Consider the following 16417-nt stretch of genomic DNA (forward strand, 5'->3'; position numbering starts at 1 on the left):
CAGTTTATGCCGTTAACAAATATATTCTATTTTGTAAAAAGCATAATACACTGTTTCATCATTGGGAGGATACTCATTCATGCAGATCAAAAAGTCCGTATTCGCAGCTTCGCTAGTGGCATGCAGCCTGGTTTTTGGCGCTATCGGAGTGGGAGCTTCGACGGGAATCGAACAAATCAAAGCGGCGCTCAATCACAACATTAAGTTCAAGCTTGACGGCGCCAGCTGGACGCCTAAGGATTCGAAGGGCAAAGCCTTGTCCGCGCTCGTATACAACGGTTCGAACTATGTGCCTCTGCGTGCCGTAGCCGAAGCTCTCGGAGCAGACGTAGGGTATGACAGCAAAACCCAGATCGTAACGATCAACAGCGCCGATAACAGCGGAGTTCCATACGATGATGTCAAAGAGAATACGTCTTCCAACACTGACGAAACGAAAGCTCCTTCCGATAACGGGCTGATCTACCTGAGCGGGACGACGGCAACGATGACGACGAAAATGAAAGAGCAAGCCGTCACGGTCATTAAGCTGTACGCCGATGCCCTTGCAACGGGAAGCATGGCCAAGTTCAATGCCTATTACGACTCCTACGTATCCGATAAGCGCGCCAATTCGCCGATTTCCCTTGGACACGATTACTACAAGGAAAAGTTCAAGAAAGACGTAGAAGCGACAATAAAAGGGAACGATGCAAGCGACATAGCCGACTATGCCAAGACGCTTAAAAACGTAACCTTGGCGGACATCGAAGTTAGTTATGTCGGCGAAAAATCCGAATATTCTCAAAGCTTTCAATATAGTTATTACCCGAAAGGCTGGAGCGCCTTCAGCGGCGTATTCGTGTACTTCTCCTTCAATGCAATCGAATATGATAGCGATACGTTTGTACTGGCCGACGTTCACATCGGCTAATAAGCCCGATGCAAGAGTATTTACCTCCTCCGAATTGCCCATACTGAATTCTATGAAAAGGAGTTCGGCAGGAGGGCACTTGGGATGTGGAAATGGTTCGAATGGGCGGCGCGGATAATCGTAACGGCGCTGCTGCTTAGCTTTTTGTGCGTCTGGACGACGGGATATATCGTGAATAGCTATATGCAAACGCTGCTGAAGCAGCTTAATCTACCTATCGAGACACAGCCGTTCGCCTTGTCCGGAGTGTGGGGCAAGCTTTGGGGAGCGGAGGAGCCGAGCAAAGCGGCCGAATCGACTCCGAAGGCGTCGCCTGAGTCATCTGCTTCTCCCAGGGCGGTGGAGCCTTCCTCTTCTCCGACGGCAAGCCCGTCCGACGCCAAGACGGACGAGACTTCCGGCACGCAGCGGGAGCCGGAATCAAGTCCGGAACCGGGACCCGATCCCGCCGCGGAAGGGGTCGACGGCACGGTGCAAGAGGAGGACGGCTCGGTTCCCGTCACGGGAGAGCAGCTGGAAGAGATCGAGAATCGGCTGACCGACGACCAGAAGCAGCAGCTCTATCGGACGATTATGCCCAAGCTGAACGCGGATCAGCTGCAGACGATGTCGGATTATCTCCAGGACGGGCTGACGACGGACGAATTGGAGAAGGTCAAAAGTCTTATTCAACCGCTCCTTTCGAACGAGGAGTACGCACAAATGATGGAACTGCTCCAAGGAAGCGCGAAAACGGAACCAATAGCCATGCAGCATTAGTTGAATAGAGGTATTCGAATAAACCGCCGATCCCTGCGAATCGGCGGTTTATTCCATTTTGCGAGACTATCGATCGATGAGAAGTTGCTCATTTTTTAGATGCTGTGCTAAAGTAGGAACAAGCTTTTCCAAGAATCGGGAAACAATGACGTATAGGTTGCGAAAAGGAGAAGATTATGGCCGTTTTCAGGGGAACGGGCCGAATGAAGAACGGATGGAATGCGTTGCAGCAGAAAATTCGGAACAATCGGTCATTAAGCTTGAATCTCAGAATCTATTCGGTACCGATAGCCGTTACCGCTATCGCCTTCGCGGCGATCGGCGGAGTAGCCGCTCTCGGCCATCAATACGTACAAGCCAACAGCGTGGATTACTACCGGGTCATGCTGGAAGGGAAACCCATCGGAGCGATTAGCAGCAAGGACAAGGTCGAACAATTGTTAAGCGCCAAAGAAGCCGAGCTCCGGAAGGCGGACACCCCCGTCCTGGCGGCCCTCGATGAGGATCAGGTCAGTTACGAGCCTGAAAGGGCTTACAAGATAGAAACCGACGACGAGGCGACTCTCGTTCGTCTCGAAGGCATGCTCAAAGTGCACGCCGTAGGCGTCAAGATCGTCGTGGACGGCAAGGACGTCGGCACCGTTCGCGACCAGAAGACCGCCGATGCGCTGCTTCAGCGAATCAAGAACAAGTTCGCGCCGCAGCAGACCGCCAAGAAATCGGTGCCGGAGGTGCAGAGTCTCTCGGTGAAGACGACCGCGACTGCGAAAGCGGCGGCAACGCCGCAGCGAACGATTACTTCCGTGAAGTTCGTGGAGGATATCGACACGAAGGAGGTCGCGATCGGAGGCACCCCGCCATCGGATCCGGACAAGCTGTTCGAGAAGCTGCTCACCGGCAATCCGGCTCCGATCACCTACACGGTCAAGGAAGGCGACTGCGTCGGTTGCATCGCCGAGAAGTTGGGCGTGTCGACGGATTTGATCTACGAGAAGAACCCTTGGATCAAAGACGACGAGATCGATGTCGGCGACGAGCTGGACTTGACCGCTCTCACTCCGTTGATCAATGTGGAGACGGTCGAGCAGATCACCCAAGTCGAACCGATCGAAGCGACGGTGGAATATCAGAAGAGCGACGACATGCGGGCGGGTCAGACGAAGGTGCTTCGCCAAGGAACGGACGGCCAGCGCCAAGTGACTTACCGGCTCGTGAAGCAGAACGGCTCCACTCTCGAAGAGGAGATCGTCTCCCAGCAGGTGCTGAAGCCGGCGGTGTCCACGATCATTTTGAAAGGAACGAAGGTCATTCTCGGCGAAGGTACGGGCAAGTTCTCTTGGCCGGTGATTGGGCACCGGATCACTAGCTACCAGGGGACGCGGTGGGGCCGGATGCACAAAGGAATCGATATTATCGGCAAGAGCAGCATACTGGCCGCCGACAACGGCGTTATCGAATTTGCCGGCTACAAATCCGGAGGGCTCGGCAACGCGGTCATCATCAATCATAAGAACGGCTATCGCACCGTATACGGACATATGAAGAGCGTCAATGTCAAGAAAGGCCAAGTCGTTCAAAAAGGCGATACGATTGGAATTATGGGCAGCACCGGGCATTCCACAGGCACTCATCTTCATTTCGAAATTTATTTGAACGGCAAGCTGAAGAACCCGACTAGCTATTTGTAACCGGGAGAGGCTGATTTCGCAAATTCCGAAAGGACTTGCGGGATCGGCCTTTTTTCAGAAGTCGAACCCAACGCCGAATGGCCGACGATACGCGACGCCTAGCCTGACGCTACGCACCTAGTCCAACGTACGCACCTACGCATCTAGCCTGACGATACGCACCTAGTCCGACGATACGCACCTACGCATCTAGCCTGACGATACGCACCTAGTCCGACGATACGCACCTACGCATCTAGCCTGACGATACGCACCTCGCCCGACGCTCAACTGCAAAACATACATTTTCTTTGATGATAGATCGGTATCCTAACGATATTATCTGCAAAAGGCACATTTATTTAGGGCATTTTCATCGTCAAGCTCCAAAATGACAAAAATTAACTGCTCTTTTTGCAGTTCAATCCCATCGGCGCGAATCTATAAGTTGGATAGATGTATCTATTACCGTTAAACAACGGCCCGTCAGACAGCAGAGGCAAAAAGCAGAGAGCGAAAGTTTGTATAATGCGGATTTCTTGTGGTCGGGCACATAGGGCGGAGGCGCGGGGAGAACATTTTGCCATGGGATTGTCCTCATCTCGCAATGCTTTCGTAATGCCCGGTATGGTAAAATAGAAAAGATAAACAGGCTTCCGACAACAGGGAGGCGTTACGATTATGCCAGGTAAAATTTTGGTCGTCGACGATGAACGGCCGATTGCGGATATTCTGAAATTCAATTTGGAAAAAGAGGGCTACGAGGTCGTCTGCGCCTTCGACGGCGAAGAGGCGGTCCGGCTGGCGTTCGCGGAGGAGCCGGATTTGATCCTGCTCGATTTGATGCTGCCCGAGAAGGATGGCATGGACGTGTGCCGGGAAGTAAGGGCTCGCTTGTCGACGCCGATCATTATGCTCACCGCCAAGGATGCGGAAATCGACAAGGTGCTAGGGCTGGAGCTTGGGGCCGACGACTATGTCACCAAGCCTTTCGGCACGCGCGAGCTGCTTGCCAGAGTGAAGGCGCACTTGCGCCGTACGAGGAAGCTGGATGCGGCGAAGGAAGAAGATGCGGTATCTCCGGAGTCGGAGCGGCAGGGGCTTAGGCTGTTCAATCTCTTCATCGATACCGACATGTACGTCGTATACAAGAACGGACAGCCTCTCGACCTGACGCACCGGGAGTTCGAATTGGTGCATTATATGGCGCGCAACAGCGGCAAGGTGATGACCCGCGAGCACTTGCTGCAAGCGGTATGGGGCTTCGAATATTTCGGAGACGTGCGGACGGTGGACGTGACGATCCGCCGGCTTCGGGAGAAGATCGAGGATGACCCGAGCCGGCCGGAAATTATTATGACCCGCCGCGGTCTCGGCTATTTGATGCGCAATCCGAAGATGAACGGCGGGCTCTCGGGATGAACCTGCTTCGCATGTTTCGGAGCATTCAGATCAAGCTTATTTTCATCATGCTGCTGCTCATCCTGATCGCGGTTCAACTGATCGGCGTGTACTTCATCAGCACGATGAAGAACTCGCTGATCGATTCCTTCACGAACAATCTCGATTCCCAGGCCAGTCTTCTGACGAGCTATTCGGCACAGGTGCTCACGCAAGAGGACAAGAACGAAGACCCCAAGTCGGGCGTAAGCGAAAAGCTGAACGGTATGGTCAGCAGCTTGAACAGCTTGAACGGGGCCGAAATCCAAGTGCTCGACGCGGGCGGTCGGGTACTCTCGACATCGAAGACTTCGGAGCAGACAGTCGTCGGACGCAAGAACACATCGCTGCTCGTGACCCGTGCGCTGCAAGGGATTCGCGACAACGAAGAGGAAATCATCGACGAAGACAACGTACGCAAGAAAGTCATAGCGATGCCCGTCAGCAGCAACAACAAGATCGTCGGAGCCGTCTACATCGTCGCTTCGATGAGGGATTTGTACGAGACGGTGGAAGGAATCAACCGGATTTTCTATACGGCGATTCTGATCGCCCTCGGGCTGACGGCCATCCTCGGCGTCCTGCTGGCAGGCACGATAACGGCGCCGATCAAGGCGCTCACGCGCCAAGCGGCGGCCGTCGCGGAGGGCCGCTTCGACCAGCGCGTTCCCGTCTTCGGCAACGACGAGATCGGCCATCTTAGCGTGGCGTTCAACGACATGACCGACCGGCTCAGCGAAGCTCTGCGAATCAACGAGGAGGAGACCGAGAAGCTGGCCTCCATTCTGTCCAATATGAGCGACGGAGTACTCGCGACCGACGAGCTTGGGCGGGTTATCGTCATGAACCGGAGGGCTCGCATTCTGCTAGGCAAGCAGGAGATGGAAGGCCGGACGCTGTCCGAAGCGCTCGGTACCGGCAAAGAGCCGATAGCCGATACGCTCAAGGGACAGGAATCGTCGCTGATGCTTCGTCAAGAAGCGGGCGAGGACGGGGAAGAGCCGTTGTTCCGCGTAACCTTGACGCCGATTCGCCGCCGGGACAAAGGAGTGGCGGGAGCGATCGCCGTTATTCAAGACGTGACCGAATTCGAGAAGCTGGAGCAATCCAGGCGCGAGTTCGTCGCCAACGTCTCGCATGAGCTTCGCACTCCTCTTACGACGATCAAGAGCTACGCCGAGGCGCTCGACGACGGCGCGATGGACGAGCGCTCCCTTGCGGAACGATTCGTCGGCGTCATCCGCAGCGAGACCGAGCGGATGATCCGGCTCGTGAACGATTTGCTCCATCTGTCGCGGTTCGATTCCGGCCGGGTTCTTCTTCGCCGTCAGCAGACGGTAATTTCCGACATGCTGGAGGAGGTTGTCGACCGGTTCTCGTTTCAGCTCAGGCAGAAAGCGATCACCGCGACGGTGCGAGTGGAGCCGAACGTGGAATCCGTATGGCTGGACAGGGACGGCATCGACCAAGTGCTGGACAACCTCGTCTCCAATGCTATCAAATATACGCTTGACGGAGGGACGATTAGTCTCACCGCGGCGCGGAACGATTCCGGCCAACTGGAGCTATGCGTTCAGGATACCGGGATTGGAATTCCGAAGAAGGATTTGGCGCGAATATTCGATCGGTTCTACCGGGTCGACAAGGCTCGTTCCCGCAATATGGGCGGCACCGGCCTCGGGCTGTCGATTGCCCAGGAAATTGTAAGGGCGCACGGAGGAACCGTCGCCCTCGATTCCGAGATGGGAGCGGGAACCTCGGTAACCGTCCTGCTGCCGATCGTGCAGGAAGGAAGTGAGCCGGCATGATGGATAAGCTGAAGTCGGTCCTGCTCGCGGCTCTGGTCATGGTCAGCATGATTCAATCGTACTTTTTGGCGTACAACATGCCGAATATGAAGGCGAAGGTCAATACCGAACAGGATTACGTGAAGACCGAGCCGCTTGGCGCGGAGGAGGATGCCAAAAACCTGATCTTCCCGGAAATGCTCGTGCTTCATATGGGAGGCGACAAGCATACCGTCTTCTATCCGAACAAGACGTTCTACAAGGAAATTCTAGGGAAGCTGCAAGGCCGCGAGTTCAAAGGTTTTCAGAGGGACAGCGTAGGAGTGGTCGATTGGAACGAGGTGCGGCGGGAAGACAACGGCATCGAGCTTCGTTTCGGTAGGCCCGTACCGTTTGATCTGCTGCGCAAAGTGTTCAAAATAGACGGGGATTTTTTGTTCTCCCGCGACTCGGTCGATCGGATCTGGATTTTTTCCCGGGCCGACCGGGAAGAGGTGAGGACGTTCTTCTTCAGCGCGGACGGACGAAGCGTGTACGAATCGCTGCGTGCCGATCTGACGGTCGGGGACGTGACGCAGGTCGTCGGATTCGGCCAATACGGACTGTCTTACAGCACGGGGGACGGGGAGGTATACATTCCGGACAAGCCATATGACGGTGTGCCGCAAATGCAGGTGCCGATTACCCGGTTCACGCCCGAGCAGATGCAGCGGAATTTGTTTTTCGATGCGGCAATTACGCGGACCGCGCAAGGCAATCAGGAAGACACGCAAATTTACACCGACGGCAAAAAGCTTCTTCTGGTCGGCCAGAACGGTGGCTGGATGGGCTATTCCGACCCCGCGGCTCCAGCCGATGCCGTGAACGATCTGGTTGACAACTTCATGGCGGCTGTACAGTTCGTGAACCAGCACGGGGGCTGGAACGGAACGTATCGCTTGACGCAAGCGCCCGTGCCGGATACGTTAAACGGCGCAACAAGCGAGGATAACGTGATCCGGTTCCAGCAGTATTACGGCAAAGTGCCGCTCGTATCTAGCGGATCGATGACTTTCGGCTATATGCAGCTAACGATGCAGCAAGGCGCGGTGTCCTCGTACGAGCGTTCTCTCTTGCAGCTGGATATGAACACGCAGACGAATAAGAAAGTCCGGCTGCTGCCGGGAGGGAACGATCTAAGACAGCTGATCAATCGAGCAGCCGGGGGCGAACGCATCGAAGCTCTCTACCCGGCCTACCGGCCGAGCGAAGCCAAAGACGTCATTACGCTGTATCCGGTATGGGTCATAAGGCTTGCGAGCGGCGAGGAACGAATCGTCACGGAGTCCGGACCGGTACAGACGAAAACCAATCCGTAACGGAAGGAGGGGAAGAGGATGGACTGGGGACGGGCGAAAAACGTGCTTATTTTGGCGTTCCTGATGCTTAATGTCCTGCTTGGGTACCAGCTCTGGTCGGAATGGCGGGATCAGGGGAGCTCGTCGGTCGATTGGACGTCCCTTCCCCCCGATACCCAACAGATCATGCAGGAAAAGAACATCCGGGTCGAAGGCAAAATTCCGACGGAAACGCCGGAAATGCGAATATTGACCTTCACGCTGAAGAAGCAGCCCTCCAAATCCGATAAAGCGGCGGAGAAGACGGCCATTGAGCCACAGCCGGAAAGCCGCATCGTCTTTTATCGGAAAGAGCTTGAGAGCGCGCTGGGCGGCACCATACCGGATCTTAAGCATTACGAATACGATCAGGGCTGGGGCAACCGCGAAGGCGTGTTCGTCCTGAACCGGATGGTCGACGGCTACCCGATGTTCGATATTCGCCTGGAGCTGTACAACAGCGATCAACGAATAATGGCCTATCGCCAGGATACGATCCAGACGTTGTCGTCGGAAGGCTCGAAGGATCAGCAGGTGCTTCCCGCCGCGCAGGCGGTCGCGAGGCTGATCGATTATAACTTGCAGGCGGGCTCCGTCATCAAGGACATAAGGCTGGGCTATCACGGTCAGCTGTTCGATACGATCTCCGCTCCGTCTTGGAGGGTTTTGCTGGAGAGCGGCGAAGTTTACTATGTGCACGCTATCAGCGGCGACGTCTCGACCGACAAGGGGACGACCTTGACCTCGGCAAACTCGAATACCGAATAAGGATATAACGACAGGATCGTCGTTTCATAGAATCGAATGGCAAGACAGCTATTCTCAGAGGCGGCAGCAAGGCTCAGACATAGGGAGAGAGAAAGGAACACCATCATGGGGCTTCGTTTTACGGTATTGGGCAGCGGATCTACCGGCAATGCGACCGTCGTGAAGACGGACGAGACGACGGTGCTCGTCGATGCAGGCTTAAGCTGCAGAAGATTGGAAGAGTTGATGAAGGAGCGGGACGTATCGGGCGCGCAAGTAGACGCGCTCTTCGTCACGCACGAGCATTCCGACCATATCAAGGGACTTGGCGCGTTCGCCCGGAAGTACAAGCTTCCCGTCTACGCCAACGAGAAGACATGGTACGCGATGCGCAAGCTGATCGGGGACGTTCCGGACGTCCAGCGGAAGGTGCTTCCGGCAGGAGGCGTCTTGGAAATCGCCGATCTGCGCATCGAATCGTACCCGATCTCGCATGACGCGGCGGAGCCGGTCGGCTACTGCTTCCATCAGGACGGAGTCAAGCTGAGTCTGGCGACCGATCTTGGCTACGTCAGCGACAAAGTCATGCAGCAGCTGCAGCAATCGAACGTGCTCGTGCTGGAATCCAATCACGATGTCGAGATGCTCCGCGTCGGACGTTACCCTTGGAATATTAAGCGGCGCATTCTAGGCGATACCGGCCACTTGTCCAACGAAGCGGCGGGAGCGGCGCTGTGCGATCTGCTGACGGGAACGACCCGGCGGGTCTATCTCGCCCATCTGAGCCAAGAGCACAATCTTATGGATTTAGCCAAACTGACGGTGAATAGAGTATTAGAAGACAACGGAATTTTCTTTCAAAAGCATGAATTCGCCCTATGCGATACGTACGCAGACCGTCCTACGGAGTGGGATGTCGTGAAGGCTACTTCCTGACGCCGACTTGTGAGCTGGAATGAGAGGACCGATTACAACATGCTAGAGCAGCAGCTGGCGGTCGAGCTCGGCCTCCATGAGGGACGCTTTGGAGCGGATTTCTTCCGCTGTCAGAATGCCTTTGTCGACGAGAAGCTCGATGAGCGTGCTTAGCGCGAGCAGCTGCCGGTATTGATCCTCCTTCGTCTCCGACAAGCGGGAGGCTAGCTCGAGAAACTGCCATCCGTTCGAATTGGCGCGCATATGGGATCGCTTCCTTTCTTTTCATGGGAGGAAAGAGCGTAATTAGCTTGCTTCGTCTCTCCGATTCTATTACTATTTTAGTCAAAACAAACGTAAACATTCCGATTTTCGTAGATTTTCCTCCTACTACAGGAAGGGTGCATAACCATGAGCTTGTTCGATGACGATTTTTTCTCCACCCGGGTTTCGCGGCGAACGCGGAACGACCGGACTTCCGATAAAAGGCCTTTCGGCGGCTCGCGTTCGAGCTCTACTCTTCGCGTGACGGTCGTGTCCTCCGCCGCTAGCGCTCTGCTGGTTGCGTTGTTGTTCGCGACGTTAAGCGGAGGCAAGGACCCCGGTTCCGCCAGCAAGCCGGTGCTTGCGTCCGGCCAGTCGCTCGTCGAGACGTCCGAACGGATTATTTCCGCTTCGGAGAGGGTACGCCCCGTTGTCGTGAGCATTATCAATCATATGAAAACGTCCGAAGACGGGCAGCAAGCCCAGAGCGATTCCGGAGATTTGGATGACGGGGAACTGCCGGAGAACGCGAGTCTGGGGTCGGGCGTCATTTTCGAGAAGAAGAATGGCAATGTCTATATCATCACCAACGCGCACGTCATTGACAACGCGGAGAAAGTGGAAGCGGTCATGGTCGACGGAACCCGCCGGTCGGCGAAGATCGTCGGCATGGATACGATCAGCGACCTTGCCGTGCTGAGCATGGACGACAAAGGAATCGACAAAGTCGCGGAAATCGGCAATTCCGACAAGCTTCGCGTAGGCGAGATGGTTATCGCGATCGGCAATCCGCTCGGCTTCGGCGATTCGCTGTCCCAGGGGATTGTCTCCTCCACGCATCGGGTTATTCCCGTGTCGTTAAGCCAAGACGGCATTTACGACTGGGAACAGGAAGTCATTCAGACCGATGCGGCCATCAATCAGGGCAACAGCGGAGGAGCGCTTGTCGATCTGAATGGCCGCGTCGTCGGCATCAACAGCATGAAGGTCGCCGATATGGGCGTCGAGGGCATCGGCTTTGCTATCCCGATCAGCGACGCGATGACGATCATCGATCAGCTCATGGAGCACGGCAAGGTGCTTCGTCCTTATATGGGCGTGTACTCGATGGATTTGTCCGCCTATCTGGACAATAACGCGTTCGACGACTCGGACGGACAAGATAGCGGAGAACCCGATTCGAGCGACAGTGCCGACGGCGATCCGAAGGTTGACGGCGAAGAAGAAGCGGCGCCCGAGTTGATCGTGCCCGATGAAGTGAAGCAAGGCATCATCGTGCTCGAAGCGGTCGGTCCGGGGAAAGATGCCGGGCTTCGGTTCAACGACATCATTACCGAATTGGACGGCAATCCGATCGGCAGCACGCTGGAGCTTCGCAAATATTTGTATACGAACAAAAAATCGGGGATTCTCTGACGGTGACCTATTACCGCGACGGCAAGAAGGCTACCCTGAATGTGAAGCTGAAGGAAAAGGAAGACGAGAAGTAGCAGCGAGAACATCGGAAGCAACCCGGCCGAAAGACGGCCGGACGGAAAGGGACGACTACATGTATTGTGTGTGCCGGGAGCATGTGGAACAAGCGATCGATAAATTCGTAGACGAATACGAAGACGCGCCGGACTTGGTCAACTTGCAGACGACCGTTTTCTCCGCCTGGAAGCCTCCGGAGCATTGCGAATGGTGCGGGAAGCCCGTCGAAGTACTGGTCGTGTAATGTAAAATATTCATAAAGTTTTCAATGTTCCCGTTGACAGCCCGCGGAAGCGGATGATAAAGTGTCAACTATATTGAAGAACGGAAAGGGGGGTTAAGTCCTATGCGTAACGCAGTTGATGGTGTGCACATGGCAATTCATGGCGGAGCAGTCGCTCCGGTCGGACGTAACCTCCCGCGGAACATTCGTTAACGAAGCCCTGATTGCGGATATCAAGGGCTAAGATAGCGGAAGGCGCATGGTTACGTAAACCGTAATCGTGCGCTTTTTCATGTTCGGAGGATGAATGGGACGGCTTGTCGAGCCGTTTTGCCCCCGTACAGGACCGGGTTCGGACGCGAACTTGGCAACAAAAGGCGTATCGCTTGCGGCGATAAGCCTTTTTTTTGTCCTTCAATACGACGAGACGGGCGCGATCCGCGCGTCGGTCGGTTTTGTTTTCCAGGAGAGGTGTGGGATTACTTATGTTTATCGTGCTTCGCAAATTGGCTTGGTTTTTCAAAATGCAATGGAAAAGGTACACGGTTGCCATATCGCTGCTGATCGTGGTCGGCATTCTCGAGATCATACCGCCGAAGCTGATCGGAGTCGCTATCGACGGCATATTCGACGGGACATTGACCGGAGGAGGACTGACGAAGCTGGTCGCCCTCTGGATCGGCTTGATCCTCGTGGGCTACGGGCTGTCGTACATATGGTTCTCGAAGCTGTTCGGCGGCGCCTTCGTGTTGGAGCGGTTCATGCGCAAGCGGATGATGAAGCACTTCATGCGAATGCTGCCAACGTTCTACGAACGGAATCGGACGGGAGACCTGATGGCGAGGGCGACGAACGATCTCGGAGCGGTGTCGGTAACGGCGGGCTTCGGAATATTGACTCTCATCGATTCGACGCTGTTCATGACGACGATTCTGATTGTGATGGCCGGCCTTATCAGCTGGAAGCTTACGATTGCAGCCATGCTGCCGCTGCCCCTACTGGCGCTGGCTCTCAAACATTTTGGCAAAAAGATTCACGAGCGGTTCATGAAGTCGCAGGACGCGTTCGGAGAAATGAACGACGAGGTGCTGGAGTCGGTGTCGGGCGTGCGCGTCATTCGGGCGTTCGTGCAGGAGGAAGCCGATCAATCACGGTTCCGCGAGAAGACGGAGGACGTCTACCGCAAGAACGTAGCCGTCGCCAAGGTGGAGGCGCTGTTCGAGCCGACGGTCAAAATACTGGTAGGCTTGAGCTATTTGATCGGGCTATGCTACGGAGCCGTTCTCGTCTTCCGCAGCGAAATTACGCTGGGCGAGCTCATTTCGTTCAACGTATTCCTCGGGATGCTCATCTGGCCGATGTTCGCTATCGGCGAGCTGATCAACATTATGCAGCGCGGCAGCGCATCGCTGGATCGAATTAACGAGACGCTCGGCGTTCACCCGGACGTCGTCGATTCGGAGCAGCCGATTGCGGTCGAAGTGCCGGAATCGATCGCCTTCGAAAGAGTGACGTTCCAATACCCTTCGTCGTCGATCGAAAATCTGATCGATATCAGCTTGACGCTTAAGCGCGGTCAGACGCTCGGCATCGTCGGGCGGACGGGAAGCGGCAAGACGACGCTGCTACGCCAGCTTCTGCGGGAATACCCGCCGGGCGGCGGGCAGCTCTCGATTGGCGGAGCTCCGATCGAGGCTATCGAGATGAACCGGACGAGAAGCTGGATCGGGTATGTCCCGCAGCAGCCGATCTTGTTCAGCAAGACGATTCGCGAGAACATCGAGTTCGGCGGCGCGGACAAAGCCGTCACCGAAGAGAAGCTGAATCGCGCTCTGGAGCTTGCTTCATTCCGCAAAGACGTCGCGTTCTTGCCGGATGGCTTGGAGACGCTGGTCGGAGAGAAGGGCGTTGCGCTGTCCGGCGGTCAGAAGCAGCGGGTCAGCATTGCGCGAGCCGTCGTCGCGGATCCGGAAATCTTGATGCTGGACGACTCGTTGTCGGCGGTCGACGCCAAGACCGAGGCGGAAATTCTGGAAGGAATCCGCCGCGAGCGCGCGGGCAAGACGACGATCATTACGACGCATAGGCTGTCGTCGGTTCAGCATGCCGACTGGATTATCGTGCTCGACGAAGGACGGATAACCGAAGAAGGCACGCACGAGCAGTTGCTCCAGCAAGGCGGCTGGTACAAAGAGCAGTACGATCGCCAGCAGCTTGCGACGATAGTGGAGCAATAAGAGATTCGAATAGGAAACATAGGAAACGAAGGTGACAACGATTATGGGTACGACCGGAAAAAGGTTGTTTCAATATGCTTTGCTGTACAAAAAACCGATTATTATGGCGCTCGTGCTGCTTGCTTTTGCCGTCGCCGTTGAGCTGGTGGGACCGTTCCTGGCCAAAAGAATGATCGACCAGAACATTCTCGCCATCGAGAAGCCATGGTACCAGACGGAAAAGGACGACCGATTCGCCGTCTCTTACGGGGGCGCCCTTTACAAGCGGGAAGACCACTTCGGGAAGGACGAGGAGCGCGGCAGCGAAGTCCGGATCTTGCAGGCGGGCCGATCCTACTATTTTGCGCCTGAGGCAAGAAGCTTGCCGGAGAAAGCGCAGCGAACCGTCGAAGGCAGCGTTATGACGCTGAAGAGCGCGGACGGTACTGAGGTCGAATATGCCGTCTCCAAGCTTTCTCTGGCGCAAACGTACAGCTTCTTCAAGCCCGAATTCCGGGCGATCGCCGTAATGGCGGGCAGCTATTTCAGCTGTCTTATTGTGGGAGCGGCGCTGGCTTATGGGCAAAGGTACTTGCTTCAAACTTCCGCGAATCGAATCATTCGAAAAATGCGCGGCGACGTATTCGCTCATATTCAGAGACTCCCTGTCAACTATTTCGACAACTTGCCCGCAGGCAAAGTCGTCGCCCGCGTCACGAACGATACCGAAGCGATTCGGGAGCTTTACGTCGCGGTAATCGCGAACTTCTTCTCTGGCATTATTTACATGACGGCGATCGAGGGCGCGCTGTTCCTGCTCGATTGGCGGCTGGCGCTCATTTCGTTGCCGCTCCTGCCGATTCTATATTACTGGATCGTTATTTACCGCAAGTTCGCGGGCAAATATAACCACGTCATCCGTTCCCGGCTGTCCGATATTAACGGGATGATCAACGAGTCGATTCAAGGCATGCCGATGATCCAAGCGTTCCGCAGGGAGAAAGAGACGATGGCGGAATTCGAGGTCATGAACGACGAATATTACAAGTATCAGAACAAGCTGCTCAGCCTCAATTCCATTACCTCTCACAATCTGGTCAACGTCTTGCGGAACATCATTTTCCTCATCGTCATCTGCTTGTTCGCCAAAGGCTCGTTCGGGATGGCGGTCTCGGTAGGCGTACTGTACGCTTTCATCGACTACATGAACCGGATGATGAATCCGATCGTCGGGATCGTGAACCAGCTGTCCAATCTCGAAGTGGCCCGGGTGTCGGCCGAGCGGGTGTTCGAGCTGCTCGACGAGCCGGGCATCGAGGTGGATAACGGGAAGCTGGCTCGGTACAAAGGAGAGGTTCGGTTCGACGACGTTACGTTCGCCTACAAAGCGGGCGAGGATGTACTCAAGAACATTTCGTTCCACGCGCTGCAAGGACAGACGGTCGCTCTCGTCGGCCATACGGGCTCGGGCAAAAGCTCGATTCTGAACCTGCTGTTCCGATTCTACGACGTGGAACGCGGAACGATCACGGTGGACGGAACCGACATCCACGACATTCCGAAGCAGCAGCTTCGCCAGCATATGGGCATCGTTCTGCAGGATCCGTTCCTGTTCACCGGAACGATCGCTTCCAACGTCAGCCTCAACGATCCGTCGATCTCTCGGGAGAAGGTGGAGAAGGCGCTGAAGGATGTCGGCGCGTACGATATGTTCATGCAGCTGCCGGGCGGGATCGACGAACCGGTCATCGAGAAGGGCAGCACGCTGTCCGCCGGTCAGCGGCAGTTGATTTCGTTCGCGCGGGCGCTCGCCTTCGATCCGGCGATTCTCATCCTGGACGAAGCGACGGCCAGCATCGATACCGAGACGGAAGCGATCATCCAGCAAGCGCTGGACGTTCTGAAGCGGGGCCGCACGACGTTCGTCATTGCGCACCGCTTGTCAACGATCCGCGCGGCGGAGCAGATTCTCGTGCTTGACCGCGGCCGCGTCGTGGAGCGGGGCGACCATGACCGATTGATGGCGAAGGGCGGAAAGTACTACGCCATGTACCAGCTCCAGCAAGGCTCCGTCGAAGTCGGAGCTTAATCGGCAAGGGCGTGAGCAGAAGGGCAGAGCGAAATAAGCCAGCCTCAAATATTAACGCGTTAATTTAAAATCCGATACACTCAGAGTCCTTGGGTCTCCTTTGTAGATGGGTATGGTTCGCAACCTCGCAGCCTGCACATCTACAATAGGGGACTTTTTATTTCTCCTCCTTGTCCCACTGATGCGCTCGGGATCACACTACCCGCCGAAAGCAAGGTACCTCGTCCCACTGATGCGCTCGGGATCACACTACCCGCCGAAAGAATGGTACCTCGTCCCACTGGTTGCGCTCTCGACCGCACTTCCCGCCGAAAGAATGGTACCTCGTCCCACTGATGCGCTCGGGATCACACTACCCGCCGAAAGAATGGTACCTCGTCCCACTGATGCGCTCGGGATCACACTACCTGCCGAAAGAATGGTACCTCGTCCCACTGATGCGCTCGGGATCACACTACCCGCCGAAAGAATGGTACCTCGTCCCACTGATGCGCGCTCGATCACACTACCCGCCGAAAGAATGGTACCACATCCCACTGATGCGCTCG

13 protein-coding genes are annotated in these 16417 nt (G+C 55.7%); 12 read left to right on the forward strand and 1 reads right to left on the reverse strand.

Annotation, left to right across the window (positions count from 1 at the left end; all coding sequences use genetic code 11):
* The first annotated feature begins 79 nt into the window (after positions 1–79).
* The 8 genes from D3H35_RS24300 to D3H35_RS24335 all read left to right on the forward strand — a co-directional run bounded on the left by D3H35_RS24300 (position 80) and on the right by D3H35_RS24335 (position 9625).
* Positions 80–913 carry a stalk domain-containing protein gene (locus D3H35_RS24300; RefSeq protein ID WP_119151726.1) on the forward strand — a complete coding sequence of 278 codons (834 nt, stop codon included), beginning with the start codon at positions 80–82 and terminating at the stop codon, positions 911–913.
* An 84-nt stretch (positions 914–997) separates the two neighbouring features.
* Positions 998–1672 carry a hypothetical protein gene (locus D3H35_RS24305; RefSeq protein WP_119151727.1) on the forward strand — a complete coding sequence of 225 codons (675 nt, stop codon included), beginning with the start codon at positions 998–1000 and terminating at the stop codon, positions 1670–1672.
* A 203-nt stretch (positions 1673–1875) separates the two neighbouring features.
* On the forward strand, positions 1876–3360 hold the full coding sequence (locus tag D3H35_RS24310) for a M23 family metallopeptidase (RefSeq protein ID WP_158594247.1): 1485 nt from the start codon (positions 1876–1878) through the stop codon (positions 3358–3360).
* Between the two features lie 660 nt (positions 3361–4020).
* A complete protein-coding gene (yycF, locus tag D3H35_RS24315; protein ID WP_119151729.1) occupies positions 4021–4761 on the forward strand; it encodes a response regulator YycF in 741 nt (246 codons plus the stop codon).
* Positions 4758–6587: a cell wall metabolism sensor histidine kinase WalK gene (walK, locus tag D3H35_RS24320; protein WP_119151730.1), complete on the forward strand. Its 1830-nt coding sequence runs from the start codon at positions 4758–4760 to the stop codon at positions 6585–6587. Before yycF ends, walK begins: the two co-directional genes overlap by 4 nt.
* Entirely contained in the window at positions 6584–7924 is a 1341-nt protein-coding gene (locus D3H35_RS24325; RefSeq protein ID WP_119151731.1) for a YycH family regulatory protein, read from the forward strand. The genes walK and D3H35_RS24325 overlap by 4 nt, the downstream gene beginning before the upstream one ends.
* 18 nt (positions 7925–7942) lie before the next feature.
* On the forward strand, positions 7943–8710 hold the full coding sequence (gene yycI / locus D3H35_RS24330) for a two-component system regulatory protein YycI (RefSeq protein WP_119151732.1): 768 nt from the start codon (positions 7943–7945) through the stop codon (positions 8708–8710).
* A gap of 105 nt (positions 8711–8815) precedes the next feature.
* Positions 8816–9625: an MBL fold metallo-hydrolase gene (locus tag D3H35_RS24335; protein ID WP_119151733.1), complete on the forward strand. Its 810-nt coding sequence runs from the start codon at positions 8816–8818 to the stop codon at positions 9623–9625.
* Between the two features lie 42 nt (positions 9626–9667).
* On the opposite strand, the gene D3H35_RS24340 is transcribed toward D3H35_RS24335, so the two are convergent.
* Positions 9668–9868: a hypothetical protein gene (locus D3H35_RS24340; protein ID WP_119151734.1), complete on the reverse strand. Its 201-nt coding sequence runs from the start codon at positions 9866–9868 to the stop codon at positions 9668–9670.
* 147 nt (positions 9869–10015) lie between these two features.
* Here D3H35_RS24340 and D3H35_RS24345 point away from each other — a divergent pair, with 147 nt between their 5' ends.
* The 4 genes from D3H35_RS24345 to D3H35_RS24360 all read left to right on the forward strand — a co-directional run bounded on the left by D3H35_RS24345 (position 10016) and on the right by D3H35_RS24360 (position 15869).
* Positions 10016–11284, forward strand: a complete 1269-nt coding sequence (locus D3H35_RS24345; RefSeq protein WP_325050149.1) for a S1C family serine protease — start codon at positions 10016–10018, stop codon at positions 11282–11284.
* A 133-nt stretch (positions 11285–11417) separates the two neighbouring features.
* Positions 11418–11585: a CxxH/CxxC protein gene (locus tag D3H35_RS24350; RefSeq protein WP_119151735.1), complete on the forward strand. Its 168-nt coding sequence runs from the start codon at positions 11418–11420 to the stop codon at positions 11583–11585.
* A 464-nt stretch (positions 11586–12049) separates the two neighbouring features.
* Complete coding sequence (locus tag D3H35_RS24355) at positions 12050–13801, forward strand: ABC transporter ATP-binding protein (RefSeq protein WP_119151736.1); 1752 nt, start codon at positions 12050–12052, stop codon at positions 13799–13801.
* A gap of 43 nt (positions 13802–13844) precedes the next feature.
* Positions 13845–15869 (forward strand): ABC transporter ATP-binding protein, encoded by a 2025-nt coding sequence (locus D3H35_RS24360; protein ID WP_119151737.1) that lies wholly within the window; start codon positions 13845–13847, stop codon positions 15867–15869.
* Positions 15870–16417 lie beyond the last annotated feature (548 nt).

The organism is Cohnella faecalis, assembly GCF_003570905.1.
GTDB classification, from domain to species: Bacteria; Bacillota; Bacilli; order Paenibacillales; family Paenibacillaceae; genus Cohnella; species Cohnella faecalis.

Bases quoted from the DNA above. Each gene is read 5' to 3' on its own strand.
- D3H35_RS24305 (WP_119151727.1), top strand. From the start codon at position 998: ATGTGGAAATGGTTCGAATGGGCGGCGCGGATAATCGTAACGGCGCTG.
- D3H35_RS24335 (WP_119151733.1), top strand. From the start codon at position 8,816: ATGGGGCTTCGTTTTACGGTATTGGGCAGCGGATCTACCGGCAATGCG.
- D3H35_RS24350 (WP_119151735.1), top strand. From the start codon at position 11,418: ATGTATTGTGTGTGCCGGGAGCATGTGGAACAAGCGATCGATAAATTC.
- walK (WP_119151730.1), top strand. From the start codon at position 4,758: ATGAACCTGCTTCGCATGTTTCGGAGCATTCAGATCAAGCTTATTTTC.
- D3H35_RS24360 (WP_119151737.1), top strand. From the start codon at position 13,845: ATGGGTACGACCGGAAAAAGGTTGTTTCAATATGCTTTGCTGTACAAA.
- D3H35_RS24325 (WP_119151731.1), top strand. From the start codon at position 6,584: ATGATGGATAAGCTGAAGTCGGTCCTGCTCGCGGCTCTGGTCATGGTC.
- D3H35_RS24300 (WP_119151726.1), top strand. From the start codon at position 80: ATGCAGATCAAAAAGTCCGTATTCGCAGCTTCGCTAGTGGCATGCAGC.
- yycI (WP_119151732.1), top strand. From the start codon at position 7,943: ATGGACTGGGGACGGGCGAAAAACGTGCTTATTTTGGCGTTCCTGATG.
- D3H35_RS24355 (WP_119151736.1), top strand. From the start codon at position 12,050: ATGTTTATCGTGCTTCGCAAATTGGCTTGGTTTTTCAAAATGCAATGG.
- D3H35_RS24340 (WP_119151734.1), bottom strand. From the start codon at position 9,868: ATGCGCGCCAATTCGAACGGATGGCAGTTTCTCGAGCTAGCCTCCCGC.
- yycF (WP_119151729.1), top strand. From the start codon at position 4,021: ATGCCAGGTAAAATTTTGGTCGTCGACGATGAACGGCCGATTGCGGAT.
- D3H35_RS24310 (WP_158594247.1), top strand. From the start codon at position 1,876: ATGAAGAACGGATGGAATGCGTTGCAGCAGAAAATTCGGAACAATCGG.
- D3H35_RS24345 (WP_325050149.1), top strand. From the start codon at position 10,016: ATGAGCTTGTTCGATGACGATTTTTTCTCCACCCGGGTTTCGCGGCGA.